At 37.3% G+C, this 19426-nt stretch carries 21 protein-coding genes; 15 read left to right on the top strand and 6 right to left on the bottom strand.

What is annotated here, in order from left to right; genetic code table 11:
* Positions 1-293: 293 nt before the first annotated feature.
* Both ACY3XC_RS10305 and ACY3XC_RS10300 read right to left on the bottom strand, forming a co-directional pair.
* On the bottom strand, positions 294-686 hold the full coding sequence (locus ACY3XC_RS10305) for a GtrA family protein (protein WP_464868466.1): 393 nt from the start codon (positions 684-686) through the stop codon (positions 294-296).
* An 18-nt stretch (positions 687-704) separates the two neighbouring features.
* Positions 705-1805 (bottom strand): phosphatidylglycerol lysyltransferase domain-containing protein, encoded by a 1101-nt coding sequence (locus ACY3XC_RS10300; protein WP_464868465.1) that lies wholly within the window; start codon positions 1803-1805, stop codon positions 705-707.
* A gap of 197 nt (positions 1806-2002) precedes the next feature.
* Between ACY3XC_RS10300 and ACY3XC_RS10295 the strand changes: the two genes are divergently transcribed.
* Positions 2003-2470 (top strand): DUF3291 domain-containing protein, encoded by a 468-nt coding sequence (locus ACY3XC_RS10295; RefSeq protein ID WP_464868464.1) that lies wholly within the window; start codon positions 2003-2005, stop codon positions 2468-2470.
* Between the two features lie 448 nt (positions 2471-2918).
* On the opposite strand, the gene ACY3XC_RS10290 is transcribed toward ACY3XC_RS10295, so the two are convergent.
* Positions 2919-3362 (bottom strand): PIN domain-containing protein, encoded by a 444-nt coding sequence (locus tag ACY3XC_RS10290; protein ID WP_464868463.1) that lies wholly within the window; start codon positions 3360-3362, stop codon positions 2919-2921.
* Between the two features lie 3 nt (positions 3363-3365).
* On the bottom strand, positions 3366-3722 hold the full coding sequence (locus tag ACY3XC_RS10285) for a hypothetical protein (protein WP_464868462.1): 357 nt from the start codon (positions 3720-3722) through the stop codon (positions 3366-3368).
* A gap of 325 nt (positions 3723-4047) precedes the next feature.
* Between ACY3XC_RS10285 and ACY3XC_RS10280 the strand changes: the two genes are divergently transcribed.
* A complete protein-coding gene (locus ACY3XC_RS10280; RefSeq protein ID WP_464868461.1) occupies positions 4048-4722 on the top strand; it encodes a GNAT family N-acetyltransferase in 675 nt (224 codons plus the stop codon).
* Positions 4723-4802: 80 nt separating this feature from the next.
* On the opposite strand, the gene ACY3XC_RS10275 is transcribed toward ACY3XC_RS10280, so the two are convergent.
* Complete coding sequence (locus ACY3XC_RS10275) at positions 4803-5099, bottom strand: hypothetical protein (RefSeq protein WP_464868460.1); 297 nt, start codon at positions 5097-5099, stop codon at positions 4803-4805.
* Positions 5100-5407: 308 nt separating this feature from the next.
* Here ACY3XC_RS10275 and ACY3XC_RS10270 point away from each other — a divergent pair, with 308 nt between their 5' ends.
* From ACY3XC_RS10270 to ACY3XC_RS10245, 6 genes are all read left to right on the top strand, one after another.
* Positions 5408-6724: an MDR family MFS transporter gene (locus tag ACY3XC_RS10270; RefSeq protein WP_464868856.1), complete on the top strand. Its 1317-nt coding sequence runs from the start codon at positions 5408-5410 to the stop codon at positions 6722-6724.
* A 153-nt stretch (positions 6725-6877) separates the two neighbouring features.
* Positions 6878-7291: a hypothetical protein gene (locus ACY3XC_RS10265; protein ID WP_464868855.1), complete on the top strand. Its 414-nt coding sequence runs from the start codon at positions 6878-6880 to the stop codon at positions 7289-7291.
* A gap of 191 nt (positions 7292-7482) precedes the next feature.
* A complete protein-coding gene (ypfJ, locus tag ACY3XC_RS10260) occupies positions 7483-8319 on the top strand; it encodes a KPN_02809 family neutral zinc metallopeptidase (RefSeq protein WP_464868459.1) in 837 nt (278 codons plus the stop codon).
* A 207-nt stretch (positions 8320-8526) separates the two neighbouring features.
* The gene (locus ACY3XC_RS10255) at positions 8527-9105 is read left to right on the top strand and encodes a thermonuclease family protein (protein WP_464868458.1); all 579 of its coding nucleotides are present in this window, start codon (positions 8527-8529) and stop codon (positions 9103-9105) included.
* Between the two features lie 162 nt (positions 9106-9267).
* The gene (locus ACY3XC_RS10250; protein WP_464868457.1) at positions 9268-11064 is read left to right on the top strand and encodes a glycosyl hydrolase family 18 protein; all 1797 of its coding nucleotides are present in this window, start codon (positions 9268-9270) and stop codon (positions 11062-11064) included.
* A gap of 378 nt (positions 11065-11442) precedes the next feature.
* The gene (locus ACY3XC_RS10245) at positions 11443-11646 is read left to right on the top strand and encodes a hypothetical protein (protein ID WP_179160421.1); all 204 of its coding nucleotides are present in this window, start codon (positions 11443-11445) and stop codon (positions 11644-11646) included.
* 181 nt (positions 11647-11827) lie between these two features.
* Here the strand turns inward: ACY3XC_RS10245 and ACY3XC_RS10240 are convergent, their stop codons facing one another.
* Positions 11828-12238 carry an Lrp/AsnC family transcriptional regulator gene (locus ACY3XC_RS10240; protein WP_464868854.1) on the bottom strand — a complete coding sequence of 137 codons (411 nt, stop codon included), beginning with the start codon at positions 12236-12238 and terminating at the stop codon, positions 11828-11830.
* Between the two features lie 132 nt (positions 12239-12370).
* On the opposite strand from ACY3XC_RS10240, the gene ACY3XC_RS10235 reads away from it, so the two are divergent.
* From ACY3XC_RS10235 to ACY3XC_RS10205, 7 genes are all read left to right on the top strand, one after another.
* A complete protein-coding gene (locus ACY3XC_RS10235; protein WP_464868456.1) occupies positions 12371-13132 on the top strand; it encodes an MBL fold metallo-hydrolase in 762 nt (253 codons plus the stop codon).
* A 194-nt stretch (positions 13133-13326) separates the two neighbouring features.
* Complete coding sequence (locus ACY3XC_RS10230) at positions 13327-14532, top strand: MFS transporter (RefSeq protein WP_464868455.1); 1206 nt, start codon at positions 13327-13329, stop codon at positions 14530-14532.
* Between the two features lie 310 nt (positions 14533-14842).
* The gene (locus ACY3XC_RS10225) at positions 14843-15586 is read left to right on the top strand and encodes a metal ABC transporter ATP-binding protein (RefSeq protein WP_464868454.1); all 744 of its coding nucleotides are present in this window, start codon (positions 14843-14845) and stop codon (positions 15584-15586) included.
* A complete protein-coding gene (locus ACY3XC_RS10220; RefSeq protein ID WP_095250215.1) occupies positions 15587-16444 on the top strand; it encodes a metal ABC transporter permease in 858 nt (285 codons plus the stop codon). It begins immediately after the preceding gene.
* Positions 16445-16464: 20 nt separating this feature from the next.
* Entirely contained in the window at positions 16465-17418 is a 954-nt protein-coding gene (locus tag ACY3XC_RS10215; RefSeq protein WP_464868453.1) for a metal ABC transporter substrate-binding protein, read from the top strand.
* A gap of 313 nt (positions 17419-17731) precedes the next feature.
* Complete coding sequence (locus tag ACY3XC_RS10210; RefSeq protein ID WP_464868853.1) at positions 17732-18355, top strand: nitroreductase family protein; 624 nt, start codon at positions 17732-17734, stop codon at positions 18353-18355.
* Between the two features lie 262 nt (positions 18356-18617).
* A complete protein-coding gene (locus ACY3XC_RS10205; RefSeq protein WP_464868452.1) occupies positions 18618-19049 on the top strand; it encodes a hypothetical protein in 432 nt (143 codons plus the stop codon).
* Positions 19050-19426: the final 377 nt, after the last annotated feature.

Genomic DNA, 19426 nt, shown 5'->3' with positions numbered 1-19426 from the left:
ACCTTTTTTGAATTTTCAGTATCTATAATCTAATGTTGTATGGTGGACATAGAAGGTTAAGGATGTCTCTTGGCAGGAGGCTTTCAAAAGATATAACTATTTATTTAACGAATTGATTATTTTTTAAAAATATATATATCAAATAAATTGTAACAATTTTTTCTTCCTTTTATCCTCTAATCCTCAAAAATTTCTACCACATAGCGCTCTGATTTAAAAATCAAACTATATTTTTTGTAACCAATCTAAATATAATAAAAGTGTCAGGCACCACGGCCTCACACTTTTTCCTACTATTTAAATGTCCAATAGTTATTCAATATGAAGTTGATGATGGGAATGATCAATGTTGTGATTAGCTCACCGATTACATAGTGAAGTGATAGGATATTTACTACTAGATACATGATACTAAAATTTAAGGTGAAACCAATGGCAGAAACAACGAGAAAACGCCACAATTGATTGTAGGAGAAGTTGCTGCCAAAGGTATATTTTTTGTTTAATAGAAATGAGATGTAAGTCATGATGATAAAGGAAAGTGTTGATGCGAAAATAGGACCTTTGTCAAAAAGTTCAACCAAAACGAAAACAGACAGAAAATAAATGAGCACGCTTAAGCAGCCCACAATACTGTATTTAATAAATTTAAGAAATAGTTCTTTATTTACGCTTACGAGCATCATTAAAGCCTCTCATTATGGTCATTCAAAACGCCATTTTGTGATAGCATTTTTAATAGAATTATTTTTTCTTTTCTTATGATCTATTAAACTACGTTTATAGTTGATCAGAAGCAGCAGTTGTACAAAAGTCACCAGAAGAAAGTTTTTTTTGTAAGCTATATATTTTGGTTCCCAATCGGTGGTAAATTTACTTTTAAATTCTTTTAGACCTTTAAAATTGTAGAAGGAATTCCCGTAAAGGTAGGCTAGGCGAATTAGTTTTTCACCTGTAAATGAATGTTTGCAGTTTCCGACATTTGATAATGGAGACATACCTAAACTGCAGTTTTGATATCCGTTGTTTTTTGCCCACTGAAAAATATGAATAAATAATACATCCATGGTTCCATAAGGGGTATCTGAATATTTTCTCATCAGGTCAATGGTAACCGTATTTTTATGATCAGTTGCTAACGTAGCAAAGGCAATGGGTTCACCTGCAGGGTTGTGTAAAAGTGCGATTGGGAACCGCGAAACATATTCTTTGCTAAATGAGACGACCGAAAACCCTTTTTCCTTCTGACTGCCTAACCAGGAATCGGAAATAAGCTTTAATTCGGAAAGCATGTGATTTGAATAAGGGGGGTGGACTACGCTAACTGTATAAGAATTTCGCGTAAATTTATTCAATTTTGTTCGTAATTTTGCTCCTTGTTTTCCTTCTAAAGAAAATTGTTGGAGATTCACTAACCCCACTTCACCAACCTTAAGGAAGCGAAAACCTGAATCATGATAAAAGTGCATATACTGTGGACTTATTTGATAGAAAACAGGTTTAAAGCCTCTGCTTTTGCTATATTCACAGAAATCTTTTATGGCTTCCTGAATTTTTGCTTCAGCTCCAATTGGATCACCTAAAACCATTAATTTATTTGCAATGCGTTTATATACAATAAGTACATCTCGCTCTTTCGTCCAAAAAATCTCTTTATCTTTTAAGAAAATCAAATGAGAAGCATGATTTCCTCCATTTTCTTGTATAAAAGAAGACAATTCATCATAGTGTAGATCGATGTTACATATGGGAGACTTCATCATCTCACCTTGTTCTTTAATAAAGGATGTATTCACATCAAACATGAAAGGTTTCCTCCTGAAAAAAGTCAACTATTATATAATAACATAGGAAGAGTTAATTGACTGTGTAGAATTTATTGTAAATTTTAAAGTGGAATACCACAGGGAATACAAGGGACCACAGGGACGGTTCTCGCGGTCATTTGATAGAAAAAAGACCAATAGAACCGTCCCGATGGTCATTAAATGGAGGTATACATATGGCTTTCGTTTCGATTTATACGGTGGGCAGGCTTAATCACCATTATGACCACCCGGCATCACGTGAGTTTTATGAAGTGGGACACCAAGTAATGCGACAGGCTGCTAAAACAGGGCAGCTAATAGAGGAGTTTTCCCCTTTTGGAGTCGCTATCCCCGAGGAAGCTAAAAAAGGGGTTGGTTTCCCCGTTCTTACGCTGACTGTATGGAAAACCCTTCAGGGCCTATATCGTTTTACCTACTCAGGTCAGCACAGCCAAGCCATGAGAGATAGGAGCAAATGGATGGAGCCTTATCCAGAGAAACACCTTTCGTATGTTGTATGGTGGACAGAGAAGGTTAAGGATGTCTCTTGGCAGGAGGCTTTCAAAAGATATAACTATTATTTTCAGCATGGCCCCACTTCTTTTGCGTTTGACTTTAAGCACACTTTTGATGAAAAAGGTGAGAAGTATGTAGTTAAGTAGCGCGGTTCGTGAAAAAGTACAACCAAAAATTATAATTCACTATGTGGCCAATCATAGTACATGACCTCGCCTGATTGGAGCACAAAGTGTATCGGCTTACTTTCACGAACTTCAAATAATTGATTAAGAAAGATTTCTTTTAATTTGTTGGTGACAATTCCGTAAAAGAAGGCAATTGGTTTTAATACGGATTTAGTAGATTTCAGTTTGCGGATCAGCTGCTTAAAGGACTGAATCGCGATACTAAGACAAATTCATAAAAATGCACCAACCTTTTCTACCCTCTATATATGAAAATAGGGGGGGAAGGACAGGGTGATTTGTTAGATGTTGTTACAGTATTGTGAACGGTTAATGAAGTTAGGTAATACCTTAGGACGGAGAAGGTATCTTATTTAGAAGAAAAAAGACACCTTTAAAATAAAGTGTCTAACTTAGTTCTATGTATTTAAAGTCCTTTTGATTTAGCATATGCTTTACCAAATGCAGAATAATCTACGTTATCTTTGATAGGATTCACATAATCTAGTTTTCTACCTTTATAAGAATTATGTACCAGGGCTGAGGCAGCAATCAGAGCATCAGGTGTTTTAATGCTTTTTTGTCTGATTGCATCACCTCTAGCTTTTCTTCGTATCTCTGCTGCTAATTCCATTTCTCTTTCTGTGATATGAAATACTACATCGGCCATCATGTTTATATATTTGTCCCGGTTTTCTTTAATTACTGTGTCTTTGTCAATTAAATGGTAAGACGCTAGCTCCATTTTAACCAATGTAGTCATGATGATTTCAACTTCTTCATCAATTAAATGTTCAATATAGTCTACGGCATCCTGGTACCCCATTTCATCGGCTGCCCAAATGTTTGTATCCACCAGTGCTCTATCCAATGATTAGTCCTCCCAGTCATCTCTTTTTGCAATTCTTAGTAATTCTTCAATACCCTCTTTAGTATGGGACTGTGCACTGCCAGCAAGCTCTTTATGGAGTGCTTTCTTTTCTTCTTTAGTAAGCTTTTTCTTTTGAGTATTCACATCAATACCCTCCCTAGATTCAGCAAATTCTTCTGCACGTACAAGGATATCTTCCGGTCTCACGATTTCAATCTCAATATCTTCTCGAGTTGTATAGTCTACAACAAGGATTCCATTATGTTGATTTCTAAATCGTGGATTTCTTATTAGCTTCTTGGATATTTGTATGGCCCTAAGGTGATCCTCTAGACGTTTAGATTGGTTTTTTGCTGGCATTTTTTCACGACCTTATTACAAATTATTAAAAATATTATACCATGTTTCTTCCATATACAACCATTTCCATGTGGAAGTGGTTAATAAGAATTCTTTAAAGTTAGGAATTGAAGCTCCTTCAGTTTAATAGGCATAAGGACTGAAGCAGTTTAGTTGCATTAGAATAATAAATTTTTCTAGATTAAGGAAAACTAACATGTAATGAATGGAGGTATTTACACCGTCAATGTGTTCCAATGGAGAGTTTCTATGTTGGGGTAATGACCCATTCCTTAATCCAATGCAGGAAGTAAGGTTTTTTTATTGAATAAATAAAATATAGAATATGATAGAGTATTTTTTTGAATGGGGCAGAGAACCAGGTTATCAAAGAGATCCCGATTCTTATATTATCGAGACCTATCATCCTATCGGTAATGGTGTTGAAGAGGTACAGATTTATTTACCAATTCAAGCTAAAATCAATGAGGAGGAAAAAATGAACTTGAATTATGGTGAGGGTTTTACTATTAGATTGGCTGCGAATGAAGAGAGCAGCGAAATTATTAAACTGTTAAAACAGACAGCACAGTGGATCAAGGATAATGAGATAAACCAGTGGAGGTTTCTATTAGAAGGTAACCAAGATGAAGAGATTAAACAGGACATACTTAATGAAAAAACGTATATTGTTATGAAAGATAACGAAATCGTGGCAACATTTACGCTTTTATCTAAACAAAGTGAATGGGATAGGCATATTTGGGGTGTCGATCCCTCCTCTAAATCGGTTTATTTACATAGACTTGCTGTTACCTCTTCATATATGAAAAGAGGGATGGGGAAAAGTATCCTGGATTGGGTCCAGAACAACGTAAGTGGAACAGAGTATCTAAAATTAGATTGTGTGGCTGGAAATAAAAAGCTAAATAACTTTTATAAGAACAATGAGTTTGAACTTGTTGGTTTAACAGATGGACATAATAAATATCAAAAGTTAATAAAAAAATGTACAGAATAAATTGGGTAGGAGTAAATTTTGATTGAAATGAATAAAAGGACTGCTGTAATAGTAGTCCAATTATACAAAATGAAAAATATCTACTTATTTATAGAGCTAGTATTACTTTTCTCATCACGATTATTTGAATCTATATTGTTATCTGTTTCAGTTGACTCCACCATCTGATTACCAATAACACCGCCTGCAACACCGCCTATAACAGCACCAACAAGTCCAAATGGAGCACCTATCATAGCACCCGAAACGGCATCAGTCAAAGTTCCTGTTGTTTCACCAAAGTCACTGGTACCTACATTAGCAGTACGATCAGCTTGATTGTTGTCAATATCTTCTACATTTTCACCCAAGTTATTGCGTTCGTTACCGTTATTCATCTATTCACTTCCTCATTGAATAATAGCCAATATGCTAAATATGAATGTAAATTAACCTAAACATATACTGCCCAGTTGCAGTAGTTTTACTCACTTCATGATTAGGAAGCACGCTTTAGATGTGGAATTAATTGGTCAAGGAACTTAAAAATTATTATTTTTTAATGAGGAATTTCTTTACATGCATGCTACAATGGCGGGCATTCGCCGATTATTTCTTAAAAGAGACTAGTGCTTTTGTGCTTTTCTAATGTTTTGAAAATCTAGGACTGCCAAAATGGATGTCAGAGAGAAATGAGGAAAAAGGATTGAAAATGACTTTACAGGCTTATCGAAACATGGATCGTAATATTTGGATTCGTTTCATCGGTGAATCGATTAATGGTATTGCGATGATGATGTTAATGCCTTTTTTCGCCTTATATATGAGTGATAAGGTGGATCATTTTTGGCAAGTTGGTGTGGTGATGGCGATGGGGCCAATTGCCGGAGTGCTTGGTTCATTAATAGGTGGAAAGCTTGCGGATCAATATGGTAGGAAACCTATAATGATTGTTTCAATGGTTGGAAATGGATTGGTTATGCTGGGGTTTATTTTTTTCGATGGTTTTTATCCTTTCTTATTGATATCGAGTTTTTTCGGCTTGTTTAATTCACTTTTTCATCCCGCGGCATCAGCCATGGTCGCAGATGTGACAGATGAAGAGGGAAGAACGGAAGCATATGGTTTGCTGAGAATGGGCCACAATATTGGAGCAGCCATCGGTCCTTTGCTTGGTACTTCCATTGTGTTTTTATCAAAAACAGTCATCTTTATCATTGCGGCTTCATCCGTTTTTGTTTATTCCCTTTTTTTAGCGCTCTTACTTTCAGAAACATTACCGAAAAGTGAACGAAAGAAAGATTCGAAGGAAATGGATGAAGTAGAGAAACTGCCATCTATTTTTACGGTGCTCGTCAAAGATAAAATTTTATTATTCTATATTATTACGGGAATTGTGATTTCAATGGGATTTTCACAAACAGAAGGGATGCTTCCTTTGCATTTTGATCAACAATTGCCGGCACTTTCCGATGCCCAAAATCCATATCCCTATTTAATGGCTTTTAACGGAGCACTGGTCGTTTTCTTCCAATTTGCGATATCGAGATGGGCAAGTAAGCGCAAACTAGGAAAGGTCATGCTATATGGTTCGGTTTTATTTGGTTTTGGGCTGCTTGCAGTAGGGTGGCTGCCAATATTTTTTACAAAGCTCCAGTTTTCCTACTGGAGTATCCTTTTAGTCCTTATCATAATCTATGGAATATATACATTAGGGGAAATGCTCTTATCCCCGGTACAAATGACATTTGTAGCCAATATTGCACCTGAACATTTACGTGGTACTTATATGGGGGCAGCAAGTCTTCAGTGGATCGTTGGCAGTGCATTCGGACCCATTTTTGCCGGTTTTTTGCTTGATGAACATCTTGGTCAGGTTCTATTTACGGTTCTGGGAATAGGATGTTTCGTTGCAGGTATTATATATTTATCACTTGATAAATGGGTAACAGTAGCGAAGGAAAAGAATCAGCCCCTTCATGTTAAAAAGGAAGTTACAGCAAGTGGAACGAATATAACATAGCTTTATGTAAAGAAATTATTCAAAAACGGGCTCGATTCTACAGTAAGAATCGAGCTCTTCTTTATGTTTATGATGGACCACGTTGAAACTTTACCTAAAACAATTCGTCCTATAGTAAAAGGGGGGATTTCCTTGAAACAATACAAAAAATTAATGGTCACTATTGGAATGATATTACTATTTTTAGCAGGTTGTTCAAATGATTTAAAAGATGAGGAACAAAGGATAGAAGTCCAAAAGTATTTGGGGAATGAAAATCAATATGAGGACTTTAAAGAAATTAATAATAATGAGCAAGTTAAAAAAGTGAAAGAGATTTTATCTGATATTGATTGGGAAAATGCAAAAGTGTCTATGGTACGCCTTCCTGATTACAGGTTTGGATTTCAATACAAAGATCCTAATATTGAAGCGAAAGCAGTGTTATATGAACTCTGGATAAGCCCAAATAAGGAAAAAGTAGAACTTGTTATAGATGCTGAAAGTAAATATGCTCAATTAGATAAAGAAAAATCGGCAGTCCTATACGAAATGATTACGGGAGAAAAATTATCAGACTTAAAATAATGGTTTGACAATTTTATTAACTGGTATGAAGCCCTTCAAACCCTTCCATTCAGCCAGGCCTCTACACAATGACCATTCTAAGATTGGACCAAAAGAACCGTCCCCACGGTCACCCACGGTCACGTGAAATAGATCATGTCCAATTTGGGTATAACATAATGGAAATCTTTATATTTCGGGGAGGTAGAAGCATGAAGTGGAAAGGAAGACGGCAGAGTGCAAATGTTGAAGATCGAAGAGGAATGGGAATGGGCGGCAAAACCGTCATTGGTGGCGGAATTGGCAGTGTGATTGTCATTATTCTTTTTGCCCTGCTCGGAGGAAACCCAGGGGATATAATCGGGAACACGCCAGCCAATAATGGCGCCAATCCACCCCCGCCAATGAATGTAACGCAGCAAGAGGAGGAACTTGCGGATTTTGTTTCCGTTGTCCTTGCAGATACAGAGGATGTCTGGTCTGCTGAATTTGAGAAAAAGGGACTGGATTACGAAGAACCGAAGCTTGTATTGTTTAGCGGTGGAGTCCAGTCCGCGTGTGGAGAAGCTAGCTCCGCTGTTGGACCGTTTTATTGCCCTGGTGACCATAAGCTTTATATTGATTTAGGTTTTTATGAGGATCTGAAACAACGTTTTCAGGCACCTGGTGATTTTGCAATGGCGTATGTGATCGCCCATGAAGTTGGACATCATGTTCAAACACTGTTGAATACCGGAGGTCAAGTATCCCCTCAAGAAAGGCGTTCTAATGAGTTCTCAGTTCGGTTTGAATTACAGGCAGACTACTTGGCAGGTGTGTGGGCGAATCATGCACAAGGGAAGGGCTACCTCGAAAAAGGCGACCTTGATGAGGCTATGAATGCTGCACATGCGGTTGGCGATGATACCATTCAGAGGAAGGCTCAGGGCTATGTCGTTCCGGATAGCTTTACCCATGGGACTTCTGAGCAGCGGAAACGCTGGTTTACAAAAGGATTTGAGACCGGCACGATTGAGGGTGGAAATACCTTTGATGCAGATAATCTTTAAATCGAAATGGATTTTCTAGAACTATTTTATCTCTGAAAATGGGACGCGACCTACCTTTCTATAAAAAGGCAGAGGGCGCGTCCCATTTATTTATTCTATAATATTAAAAACCACCCTGTCCTATTCCTTCCTAAACCCATATATAACAAATGGAAGATATAAAAAAGATTGCCAGTTAGTAAATGGAATGGGGAGGGGGGAATATTCATGAGAAAACAAACAGGAGCGTTCGCTATAGTCGCAGCAGCTGCCTTTATATCAATCTATCCATTATCATCACAAATAGAAGATACAGCACAAGAGAACACCGTTCAGGTGACTGAAGATCAAGTAAGTAACATACCCATTACTTTAATAGATATCATTGACGGAGATACGATTAAAGTCCATATGAACGGAAAAAAGGAAACGGTGCGCTATTTATTGATTGATACACCGGAGTCAAAAAATCCAAAATCATGTGTTCAGCTCTATGCAAAGGACGCGTTCTTACGGAATAGCGAGCTGGTTAAAAGCGGAAGGATAACTTTGGAGTTTGAACAGGGAAACACAAGAGATACCTACGGTCGACTGTTAGCCTATGTTTATGTAAATGGGGTATCGGTCCAAGGAACGCTGATAAAAGAGGGATACGCACGAGTGGCTTATATCATAAATCCACCCTATAGATACCTGGAACACTTCAGGAAGGAGGAAAATCTAGCGAAAAGGCAAAAATTGAATATTTGGAGCAGGTTCAAATTTGTGACGAACTGGGGATTTAATGGGTGTTTAGATGAAAAATAAATTCAACCTAAAGACGATCATTACTAGTTGCCAGGCCCTTTTATCAGCAATATGGGACTAGGCTGAAATTTACTACTATTTGCCAGTACACGATTCCCGTGTCCTCCTATTAAAATGAAGAATAGATAGTTTGCTATTTTAATAGGAGAGGCAGGAATTGCCATGAAACCACGATTACAAAACGGCTATAAAATCTTTATCGTTTTATTGTTAGTGTTATTCAGCCTTACAAGTAATTTCACTGTTACAGAAGCCGCTAAAAGAGATCGAACGTCTCCTACTGCACCAACGAATTTGAAGGCAGCAGCCATAACGGCTTCCACGGTTTCATTAACTTGGACGAGTTCTACGGATAATGTTGGCGTGAAAGGGTACGATGTTTACCGGAATAATACCTATATCGGAAATACGACTACAACCTCTTATTCCTCGGGGAATCTAAGTCCATCAACTTCTTATAGTTTCTTTGTAAAGGCACGCGATGCAAGTGGAAATATTTCTCCAGCTAGTAATACGATCACTGTTACCACATCCGCACCGGCCGTCGACCAACCCCCGCAGGTTGGCAGCATTCAGGTTACTCCAATTGCAAGTGATGGTCAGACCATAGGTGGAACGGTTACTTTGTCTGTCAGTGCAAGTGATGATAAAGGAATCAGCAAGGTCGAGTTTTACAGCAATAATGGCGGGTATTTAATTGGTACGCGAACATCAGCGCCATATAGTTTGAATTGGGCTACCGATCCATGGGTGTCGGATGGCAGTCAAACGTTAAAGGTGATTGTCTACGATACGGCCAATCAAACGGCGCAGGTTTCCAAAACTGTTTTGGTGAAAAATACAGTGACCCCTGAACCAGCTGCCTATAAACGAGTCGGCTATTTCACCGGCTGGTCGACATATTCAAATTTCCAAGTTGCTGATATTGATGCAAGTGCCCTTACCCATCTTAACTATGCATTTGCCAACATTTCTTCAGATGGAAAAATTGCCTTAGGGGACTCCTGGGCTGATGTGGAAAAACCATTTCCAGGTGATACGGCTGATCAGCCTTACAAGGGAAATTTTTATCAACTAACCAAGCTGAAACAGCAATATCCCCATTTAAAGACATTAATTTCTGTTGGCGGCTGGACATGGTCGGAAAGGTTCTCGGATGTAGCTCTGACAGAGCAGTCAAGAACAATCTTTGCTGAAAGCGCCCTGCAATTCCTATTAAAATATGGATTTGACGGCGTGGATTTGGATTGGGAATATCCAGTAGGCGGGGGAGAGGTAGACAATATTAATCGACCTGAGGATAAGCAGAATTTTACGCTTCTTTTGAAAAAAATAAGAGAAACATTGGATGCTCAAAGTGCAAAGGATGGGAAAACGTATTTGTTAACCATTGCCGCTGGAGCAGGCAGCTCCTATGCTGCCAATACAGAACTGAACTTGATTCACCAGTTTGTGGATTACATTCAGCTGATGACGTATGATATTCACGGTTCCTGGGACGGCATAACAGGGATGAATGCTCCTTTATACCGTGATCCCGAATCAGGCTTCTCCTGGGAGTGGAGTGTACAGGATACCAGTCGCCTATTTCTCAATCAAGGAGTGCCCACTAATAAACTCATTATGGGGATTCCCTTCTACGGCAGAGCTTATAACCAGGTGACGAATCATAATAACGGGCTATACCAGTCCTTTACGGGTGGCGGATCGGCCTTGAGTTATGCGAATTTAGAAGCGAACTATGTAAACAATAATGGATTCACTCGATATTGGGAACCAGATTCCAAAGTCCCATGGCTGTTCAATGGCTCGCAATTTATCAGCTATGATGATACAGAATCAATCGGATATAAAACCTCCTTCATCAAGGCGAATAGCCTCGGAGGTGCGATGATGTGGGAGCTTAGCCAGGATCCCAATAGAGTGTTATTATCGAAGATTTTTAATGATTTGAAATAAAATATAAAAAAACGATAAATTTTTTTATCAAGTTGAAAATCCCTGCCTAAAGGTAGGGATTTTTGGATTCAAAATATTACTTTAATGACAGGACTTGTAAGTACAAATTCAACTCCAATGCTTCTTAAATCAGTTGCTGCCAACCAATTAGAACCTAAAAAGCTTGTTACGCACCGCTTTAAGCTAAATGATATTTTAGAAGCTTATGAGGTATTTGCTAATGCATCGAAGATAAGTGTAAGGTAATAGTAAATAGAGGTGATAATAATGAAGGTTACTCTTACGATAGATGCAAAGCAGCAGCTGAAAAATGTACTGGGTGAAGCGCCAACCATTAAGCTGAATGAAATCAGAACAACGGGTTGAGGTGCCACGTATGTGTACGAACTTGCTCAGGTTGAGCAGGTAAAGGATGAGGAGATTTTTCAAGTTGATGGAATTACAATCTTACTTGACCCATTGGTGATGAACCATCTAGAAGATGATATCATAATCGACCACAAACAAAATTATGGATTTATTCTTAAAAATAGCTATGAGATCTTAACCTTTGGCATGATTTTTAGGAAGCAATCTAAATAAAGGATCTAAAAGAAATGGCTCAGTTCACTATACTGAGTCATTTCTTTTATTGATTTCTAACTTTTCCCTACCGACTTCGGGTGTTACAAACGTAAGCTAATGGGGGCATGGATCCATCTTGGATGAATGCCTCCATTTGTTTAAGAGGATTCATTCACAACCGCGCATGTTTATGGATGCACTATTTGTTAATAACAATAGATAATTTGTAGCTCACCAAATTGCTCAAACCTGTCAAGAATTCATCTAATATTCCATTGTCTGGGAATTTGCATTCGAGAAGATAACAACTTTCTCCACTGACTTTGTAGTTGTTTATGACGAATTGATCTTGTTCTTTTATAAACGACAGATAGGGTTGATGATTTGTGCTTTTCGTATAAATATGTATAATTGCGTGAACAAGATACCCCATTTTTACTTGATTCACTTTAATGGTGTACCCCTCAATAATCCCATTGTCCTGTAATTTCGCCACTCTAGCTGAAGTAGCCGGTCCAGTCAAATGGACTTTTTCTCCCAATTCTTTCATTGTAATCCGACTGTTCTTAGTAAGTTCCTTCAAAATATGCATATCTGTGTTATCTATAATTTATTTAACTCCTTTCATAAATAAAGTCAAACCGCCAAAAGACTTTACTTAATCTATGTATCTGTAATGTGTCCATATTGTAGACTATACATTGTTCAGATGAAATTTCAAAAGAAAAAGGGGTTAATATATATGAATATACATCAAATTCGTAATGCAACAATTGTCGTTGAATATGCGGGAAAGAAGTTTTTGATCGATCCAATGTTATCAGAAAAAGGGACTTACCCGCCTTTCCCTTCATTAAGACAAAACAACTCAAATAATCCTTTAGTTAGTTTACCAATATCCATTGATGAAATCATTCATAATGTTGATGCTGTTATTGTCACGCATCTACATTATGACCATTGGGATGATGCTGCGAAAGAATCGCTGCCCAAAGAGATTAAAATATTTTCCCAAAATGAAGAAGATGCGACTGAACTTCGAAATGCAGGCTTCCAAAATGTAGAGGTTTTACAAGAGAATACAGTCTTTGAAGGAATCCAATTAATTAAAACAAAAGGCGAGCATGGAAGAGGCGAAATCCTAAAGGCTACTGGTCTAGTGTGCGGCGTTGTCTTCAAACACTCAAATGAGAAGACTTTATATGTAGCTGGAGATACTGTTTGGTATGAAGCTGTTCAGGAAGTAATTGAAACACACAAACCAGAAATCATTGTTGTCAACGGCGGGGATGTTCAACTTTCTGAAGGTGGTTCTCTAATTATGGGGAAAGATGACATTTATGAAGTTTATAAAGCTGCTCCACATGCAAAAATCATTTCTGTCCATATGGAAGCTGTCAATCATTGGACATTATCAAAAGAAGAATTAAAAAGCTTTATAAATGAAAAAGGAATCTCCTCGAATGTTTTAGTACCTGAAGACGGAGAATCATATTCATTTTAAAGAATCAAAGCAGATAGAATTTTATTTTGTGCAGTTTCTAAGCATTTATTTGTTCTGTAGTGATACAAGGAGCTCATGATTATGCAGTCGGATAATCGTGAGCTCCTTAATTATTTATTGAACAAAACCTTCTAAAGCAAGTATTACAAAGAGGTATTTCACATCAATGATTATACAGAAAGAGGTGATTAAATATGAAGAAAACAATTAAAGAACAAAAGTTGGTATTAATTATTCTTTTAAGCAATCTATTCATTGCATATCTAGGTATAGGTCTTATCGTCCCCGTTATGCCGTCTTTTATGAATATCATGCATTTATCGGGAAAAACGATGGGCTATCTTGTCGCCGTCCATGCTGTGGCACAATTACTTATATCACCGCTCGCAGGACGTTGGGTTGACCATTATGGCAGAAAGAAAATCATCATAATCGGCTTGTTTCTTTTTGGTGTTTCAGAACTTATCTTTGGTTTAGGTACGAATGTATCAGTGCTTTATCTATCAAGGATTCTAGGGGGAATTAGTGCCGCCTTTATTATGCCAGGTGTTACTGCATATGTTGCAGATATTACATTTGTTCAGGAACGGTCAAAAGCGATAGGCTATATTTCTGCTGCCATTAGTACTGGCTATATTATCGGACCTGCCATTGGTGGCTTTATTGCAGAATACGGTATACGTATGCCTTTCTTCTTTGCGGCAGGCATTGCCTTTTTAGCATGCATTTCATCAATATTTATTTTAAAAGAGCCGCTAACAAAGGAACAGTTTGCAGAAATTTCTGCTAATACAAAGCAAACAAACTTTATAGGCGATTTCAAAAGATCATTTAATCCACGTTACTTTACTGCCTTAATCATTGTATTTGTACTTGCTTTCGGTTTATCAGCATATGAAACTGTTTTCAGCCTATTTTCTGATCATAAATTTGGCTTCACGCCGAAGGAGATTGCCGCTATTATTACAATCAGCTCAATCTTCGGAGTTGTAATCCAAGTATTTATGTTTGGAAAAATGGTAGATATACTTGGTGAGAAGAAACTGATCCAATTATGTTTAATTATAGGTGCAATATTGGCAGTGGCGTCTACTGTAATCTCTAGCTTTTTGGCTGTGCTGGCAGTAACTTGCTTCATCTTCCTCGCATTTGACTTGCTTCGCCCGGCATTGACGACTTTTTTATCAAAAGCTGCCGAGAAAGAGCAAGGATTTGTTGCTGGTATGAACTCAACCTATACGAGCCTAGGTAATATCGGTGGCCCAGCGATGGGTGGAATTTTATTTGACGTAAACATCGACTATCCTTATCTTTTCGCTGCTGTTATTATGGTCATTGGCTTCGGTATTACAATTATGTGGAAAGAAAACCAATTGGGAGAAAGCTTAGCAAAAAATTAGAAATGGCTTGCAAAACTGATGTCAGTTTGCAAGCCATTTTCATTGTCATTTATATGATAGGCACCTTAAAGCGGAACCCGTTACAAAAAATCGATAAGGGGATTTTTTAGCTCGTGAAAGCAATTTTTAATTGACATGTTTTTTCCTAAGGATTAAAATGTTTCCTAAGGTAAACTTTTTTAAAGTTATGACATATATATGATTAAAGTAAAATGTGGTAAAATTCCACGTTATTTTTTTAATTAAAAGTTGCGCTAAGTAAACATTTTTATACAAATGAAAACACTAGATATGAAGGAGATGATTATGAATGAATTCAGCGCTTTCAGTGAAAAGTTTGTTTGTGTCCTACCATGGAAATGAAGCGGTGAAAAATGTCAGTTTTTCAATTGAACCAGGTAAATTAGTTGGGATTATTGGTCCGAATGGAGCTGGGAAATCAACGCTATTAAAGGCATTGTTAAACCTTATCCCGAAAGATAAAGGCGAAGTTCAAATATACGGAAAAAGTTTTATTGAGCTAAGAAAATCCGTTGCCTATGTCCCGCAAAGGAGCAATATTGACTGGGATTTTCCAATCACAGTATTAGATACGGTCTTACTCGGAACGTATCCAAAACTAGGTTTATTCAAAAGACCAAAAAAGTCAGAAAAAGAATGGGCGCTACAATGTTTACAAAGGGTTGGTATAGCAGAATTTAGTAAGCGTCAAATTGGAGAACTTTCAGGTGGACAGCAACAACGAGTTTTTTTAGCAAGGGCACTTGCTCAAGAATCTGAAATGCTTTTTCTAGATGAGCCTTTTGTTGGTATAGATGTATCAAGTGAAGAAACCATTATTACTATATTGAAAGAATTAAAGAATAGTGGCAAAACGATTCTTGTTGTTCATCATGATTTAAGTAAAGTCAGTGATTATTTTGACCAACTTGTTCTGTTAAATAAAGAACTTATTGGTTTTGGAGAAATAAATCAGGTTTTAAATGCGGAAGTTTTGGCTAAAGCGTATTCTGGACAGTTTTCGTTTCTTGATAGTTTGGGGGTGAAGGTATAAATGTCTTTTATTGAGGCTGTGATTCAATACGGATTTTTACAAAAAGCTCTTTTAACCTCTGTAATGGTTGGAATTATTTGTGGAGTAGTGGGCTGTTTTATCATTTTAAGAGGAATGGCACTAATGGGTGACGCGATTTCTCATGCTGTTCTTCCAGGGGTGGCCATTGCTTACATGCTTGGAATTAATTTCTTTGTTGGAGCCGTTATTTCAGGTGTTTTGACCGCAATGTCAATCGGTTTTGTTAGCCAAAATAGTCGTATCAAAAATGATATTTCCATTGGAATTATGTTTACGGCTGCTTTTGCATTAGGAATTATTCTGATCACCCTAATGAAAAGTAGTACGGACCTTTATCACATCTTGTTTGGGAATGTATTAGCAGTCCGACCTTCAGATATGTGGACTACACTGGGCATTGGAATATTTGTGTTAATTTCGATTTATTTGTTCTACAAAGAACTACTAGTGACTTCTTTTGATCCGACCATGGCAGAAGCATATGGACTACCAATAAAATTTATCCATTATTTTTTAATGACGCTGCTGACAATGGTAACTGTTGCTTCTTTACAAACAGTGGGAATCATACTGGTAGTAGCTATGCTAATCACTCCAGCAGCAACAGCCTATTTATTAACTGATCGATTATGGGTAATGATTTACCTTTCAGCTGGTTTAGGAGTGATTGCTTCGGTTGTGGGGTTATACTTTAGCTTCACTTATAACTTAGCCTCAGGAGCAACCATTGTCTTAGTTTCAACTGCTCTCTTCCTATTAGCCTTTGGTTTTTCACCAAAACAAGGAATCTTATGGCGTTTCTTAAAAGCAAGAAGGAAAAAACAAGCCCTTTCATAAAAAACAAAGGAGGAATAGCAATGAAATATTTTCTAAAATTATTTATTATAAGTCTTTTTGCAATTGTCATTCTGGCAGGATGTAGTGAAAATAGGGAAACCGGTAGTGAACCAGGAAAAGAACATAAAGAGGATAAGTTACAGGTGGTTACGACTTACTCCATTCTTTATGATATCGTAAAAAATATCGGTGGCGATCAAGTAGAGATTCATAGTTTAGCTAAAGTAGGATCTAATCCGCATGAATATGACCCACTTCCATTAGACATTCAAAAAACAACAGATGCAGATGTCGTTTTTTATAATGGTTTAAATCTTGAAGCAGGTAACTCTTGGTTTGAGAAGCTTATCCAAACAGCGGGAAAGACTGGTGAGGATGCGCCTGTATTTAGACTTAGTGAAGGAGTAGATCCTAAATTTTTAACATCAGAAGGAAATGAAGGTGAAGAAGATCCACATGCATGGCTTGATATCCGAAACGGAATTAAGTATGCAGAAAATGCAAGAGATGCCCTGATTGAAATAGATCCAGCGAATGCAAATATTTACGAAAAAAACGCTAAAGAATATATTTTGAAATTAGAAAAACTTCATCAAGAAGCGTTAGAAAGCTTCAATAAAATTCCTAAGGAAAAGCGTTTTTTAGTTACAAGTGAGGGCGCTTTTAAATATTTTAGTGCTGCATACGAATTTGAGGCAGGTTACATTTGGGAAATCAATGCAGAAAATCAAGGAACACCCCAACAAGTAAAGCAAATTGTTGATTTAATTAATGAACAAGAAATTCCAGTATTATTTGTAGAAACGAGTATCGACCCTCGCAGTATGGAAATGGTTTCAACAGAAACGGGTGTTCCAATTGGCGGGACATTATTTACAGACTCTCTAGGAAAACCAGGTGAAGAAGGAGATTCTTATATTGGGATGATGGAATGGAATATCTCTGTTATATTTGAAAACTTAATGGGAAATTAGGGATATGTTTCCATTGGGACGGTTCTCAAGGATCAAAGTGCCTGGCACCATCCTATTGAAAAGAGTAAGCGAATGGTACTTGAATAGTATCATTCGCTTTTTTATTTATGGTTAAAGTTACGAATCTATTATTTTTGACAATTCGGCTTGATTTGAGTAAGGTAATTTAGTATCAAAAAACAATATGCGCAAAGAAGCTTATACTTTATAAGAATTTTCCTAAAAATGTGCGTATTTGAGATAAAGTATACTTTCATTGATAGGAGGAATTATTGTGGCAAACTCTCAAACTTTAGAAAAACTCGAGCAGCAAATGTTCTTGGATGTTATTCGTGAACGTCGATCTGTTCGTACCTTTGATCCATCAGTGCGGATATCCCGCGAGGAAATGACCGAAATACTGGAGCTAGCAACATTGGCTCCTTCGTCATCGAACCTCCAGCCGTGGCGTTTTCTAGTCATCGATAAACCGGAGTTGAAGGAAACGCTATTGCCAATTGCGTTTAACCAACAACAAGTAGTCGAAGCTTCTGCTGTTATAGCAGTCCTTGGTGATACAAAAAGCTATGAGAAGGCTGAAAAAATTTATGGACAGGCAGTAGAAGGAGGCTTTATGCCAGCTGATACGGCTAAATCATTCATCGAACGTACGGTCGGTATGTATTCCACATTACAGCCTGAAGTGGCTCGCCAAATTGTATATACTGATGGTGGCCTTATCTCGATGCAGCTTATGCTTGTCGCGCGATCCAAAGGTTACGACACGGTTCCAATGGGTGGCTACGATAAAGCAAAGTTTGTTGAAGCTTTTGGGATTTCTGAGCAGTTAGTGCCGGTTATGCTCATTGCAATCGGAAAAGCAACAAAACCTGGACATCCTACGACACGTCTTCCGATTGAGGATGTTGCATTCTTTAACGAATTGCCAACGGAATAAGGCTGCTAGTTTCAATTTTTCAAATCAAAGGTCGAACCGTCTCCATGGTTTTTATAATAAAAATCCCCAAATCCAAAAAGTGGATAAGGGGATTTTTTTTGGTATTCTGCACACGATTTGATGTTTAACGAGAAATGGTGGAGCAAAGCTTCTAAGGAAAACTTGATCAATGGTTGGAGGATTCACTTCAATCCATTTCATCGACAATTCTCAACATAAATCTGCTATAATAAAATCTAATAAAAGAAGGAGGTGAGGAAAAGTGGAAAAAACGCTTAATTTAATTTTAGCAGAACAGAAAAGACAGGGTGAGTTATTGCATCAATTAATTAACACTGTTGCCGCAACAAATGTAAAAGTTGCTGATTTAAATGGAAAAATAGTTGAAATGGATAGAAAAATAGTCGAAATGGATGGAAAAATAGTTGAAATGGATGGAAAAATAGTCGAAATGGATGGAAAAATAGTTGAAATGGATAGAAAAATAATCGTAATGGATGGGAAAATTTCTGAAACAAATGAAAAAGTTACTGAAATAAACGGAAGAGTGACCACAATTGAAAAAAAACTAGATTCCGTTTTCGAGGAGGTTAAAGAAATAAAGGCGACAATGGCAACAAAACATGACCTCGAATACTATGACCAAATGATTTCAGAGCATTCTAGGGAAATCAATAAACTAAAAAATCATTAAACCTCTCCAATGAGACTCCTCAATAATATACTTAATTCAATCTAAGAAATTCCTAACCTACTTTGAGTTTATACCTTAACACAAAGCATGGCCACTATGTTCATCCAACACTTAAACAAAATAACAGACAAGGCTACAACCAATTAAAAGGAAGTCCCTACGCATTAACTAAATAGAAACCTAATATAATTCAAGCAATACCTAGTGCCAGGCACATCCCTAAAAATGAGGTTGCCTGGCACTTTTTATTCTTTTTAGTCTGTGCTCATGGTGCAAGTTAGACAAAAAGGACCGCTAGAATGATGTGACCCCCGAAAGTTAGAGTTTTATTTTAAGCAGCTAATTGGTTGGTATGGTTACGGTATTGAACCGGGCTC

The sequence above is a fragment of the Bacillus sp. CZDM1 genome (genome assembly GCF_055502545.1).
This window is presented reverse-complemented; position numbering and strand designations above follow the sequence as displayed.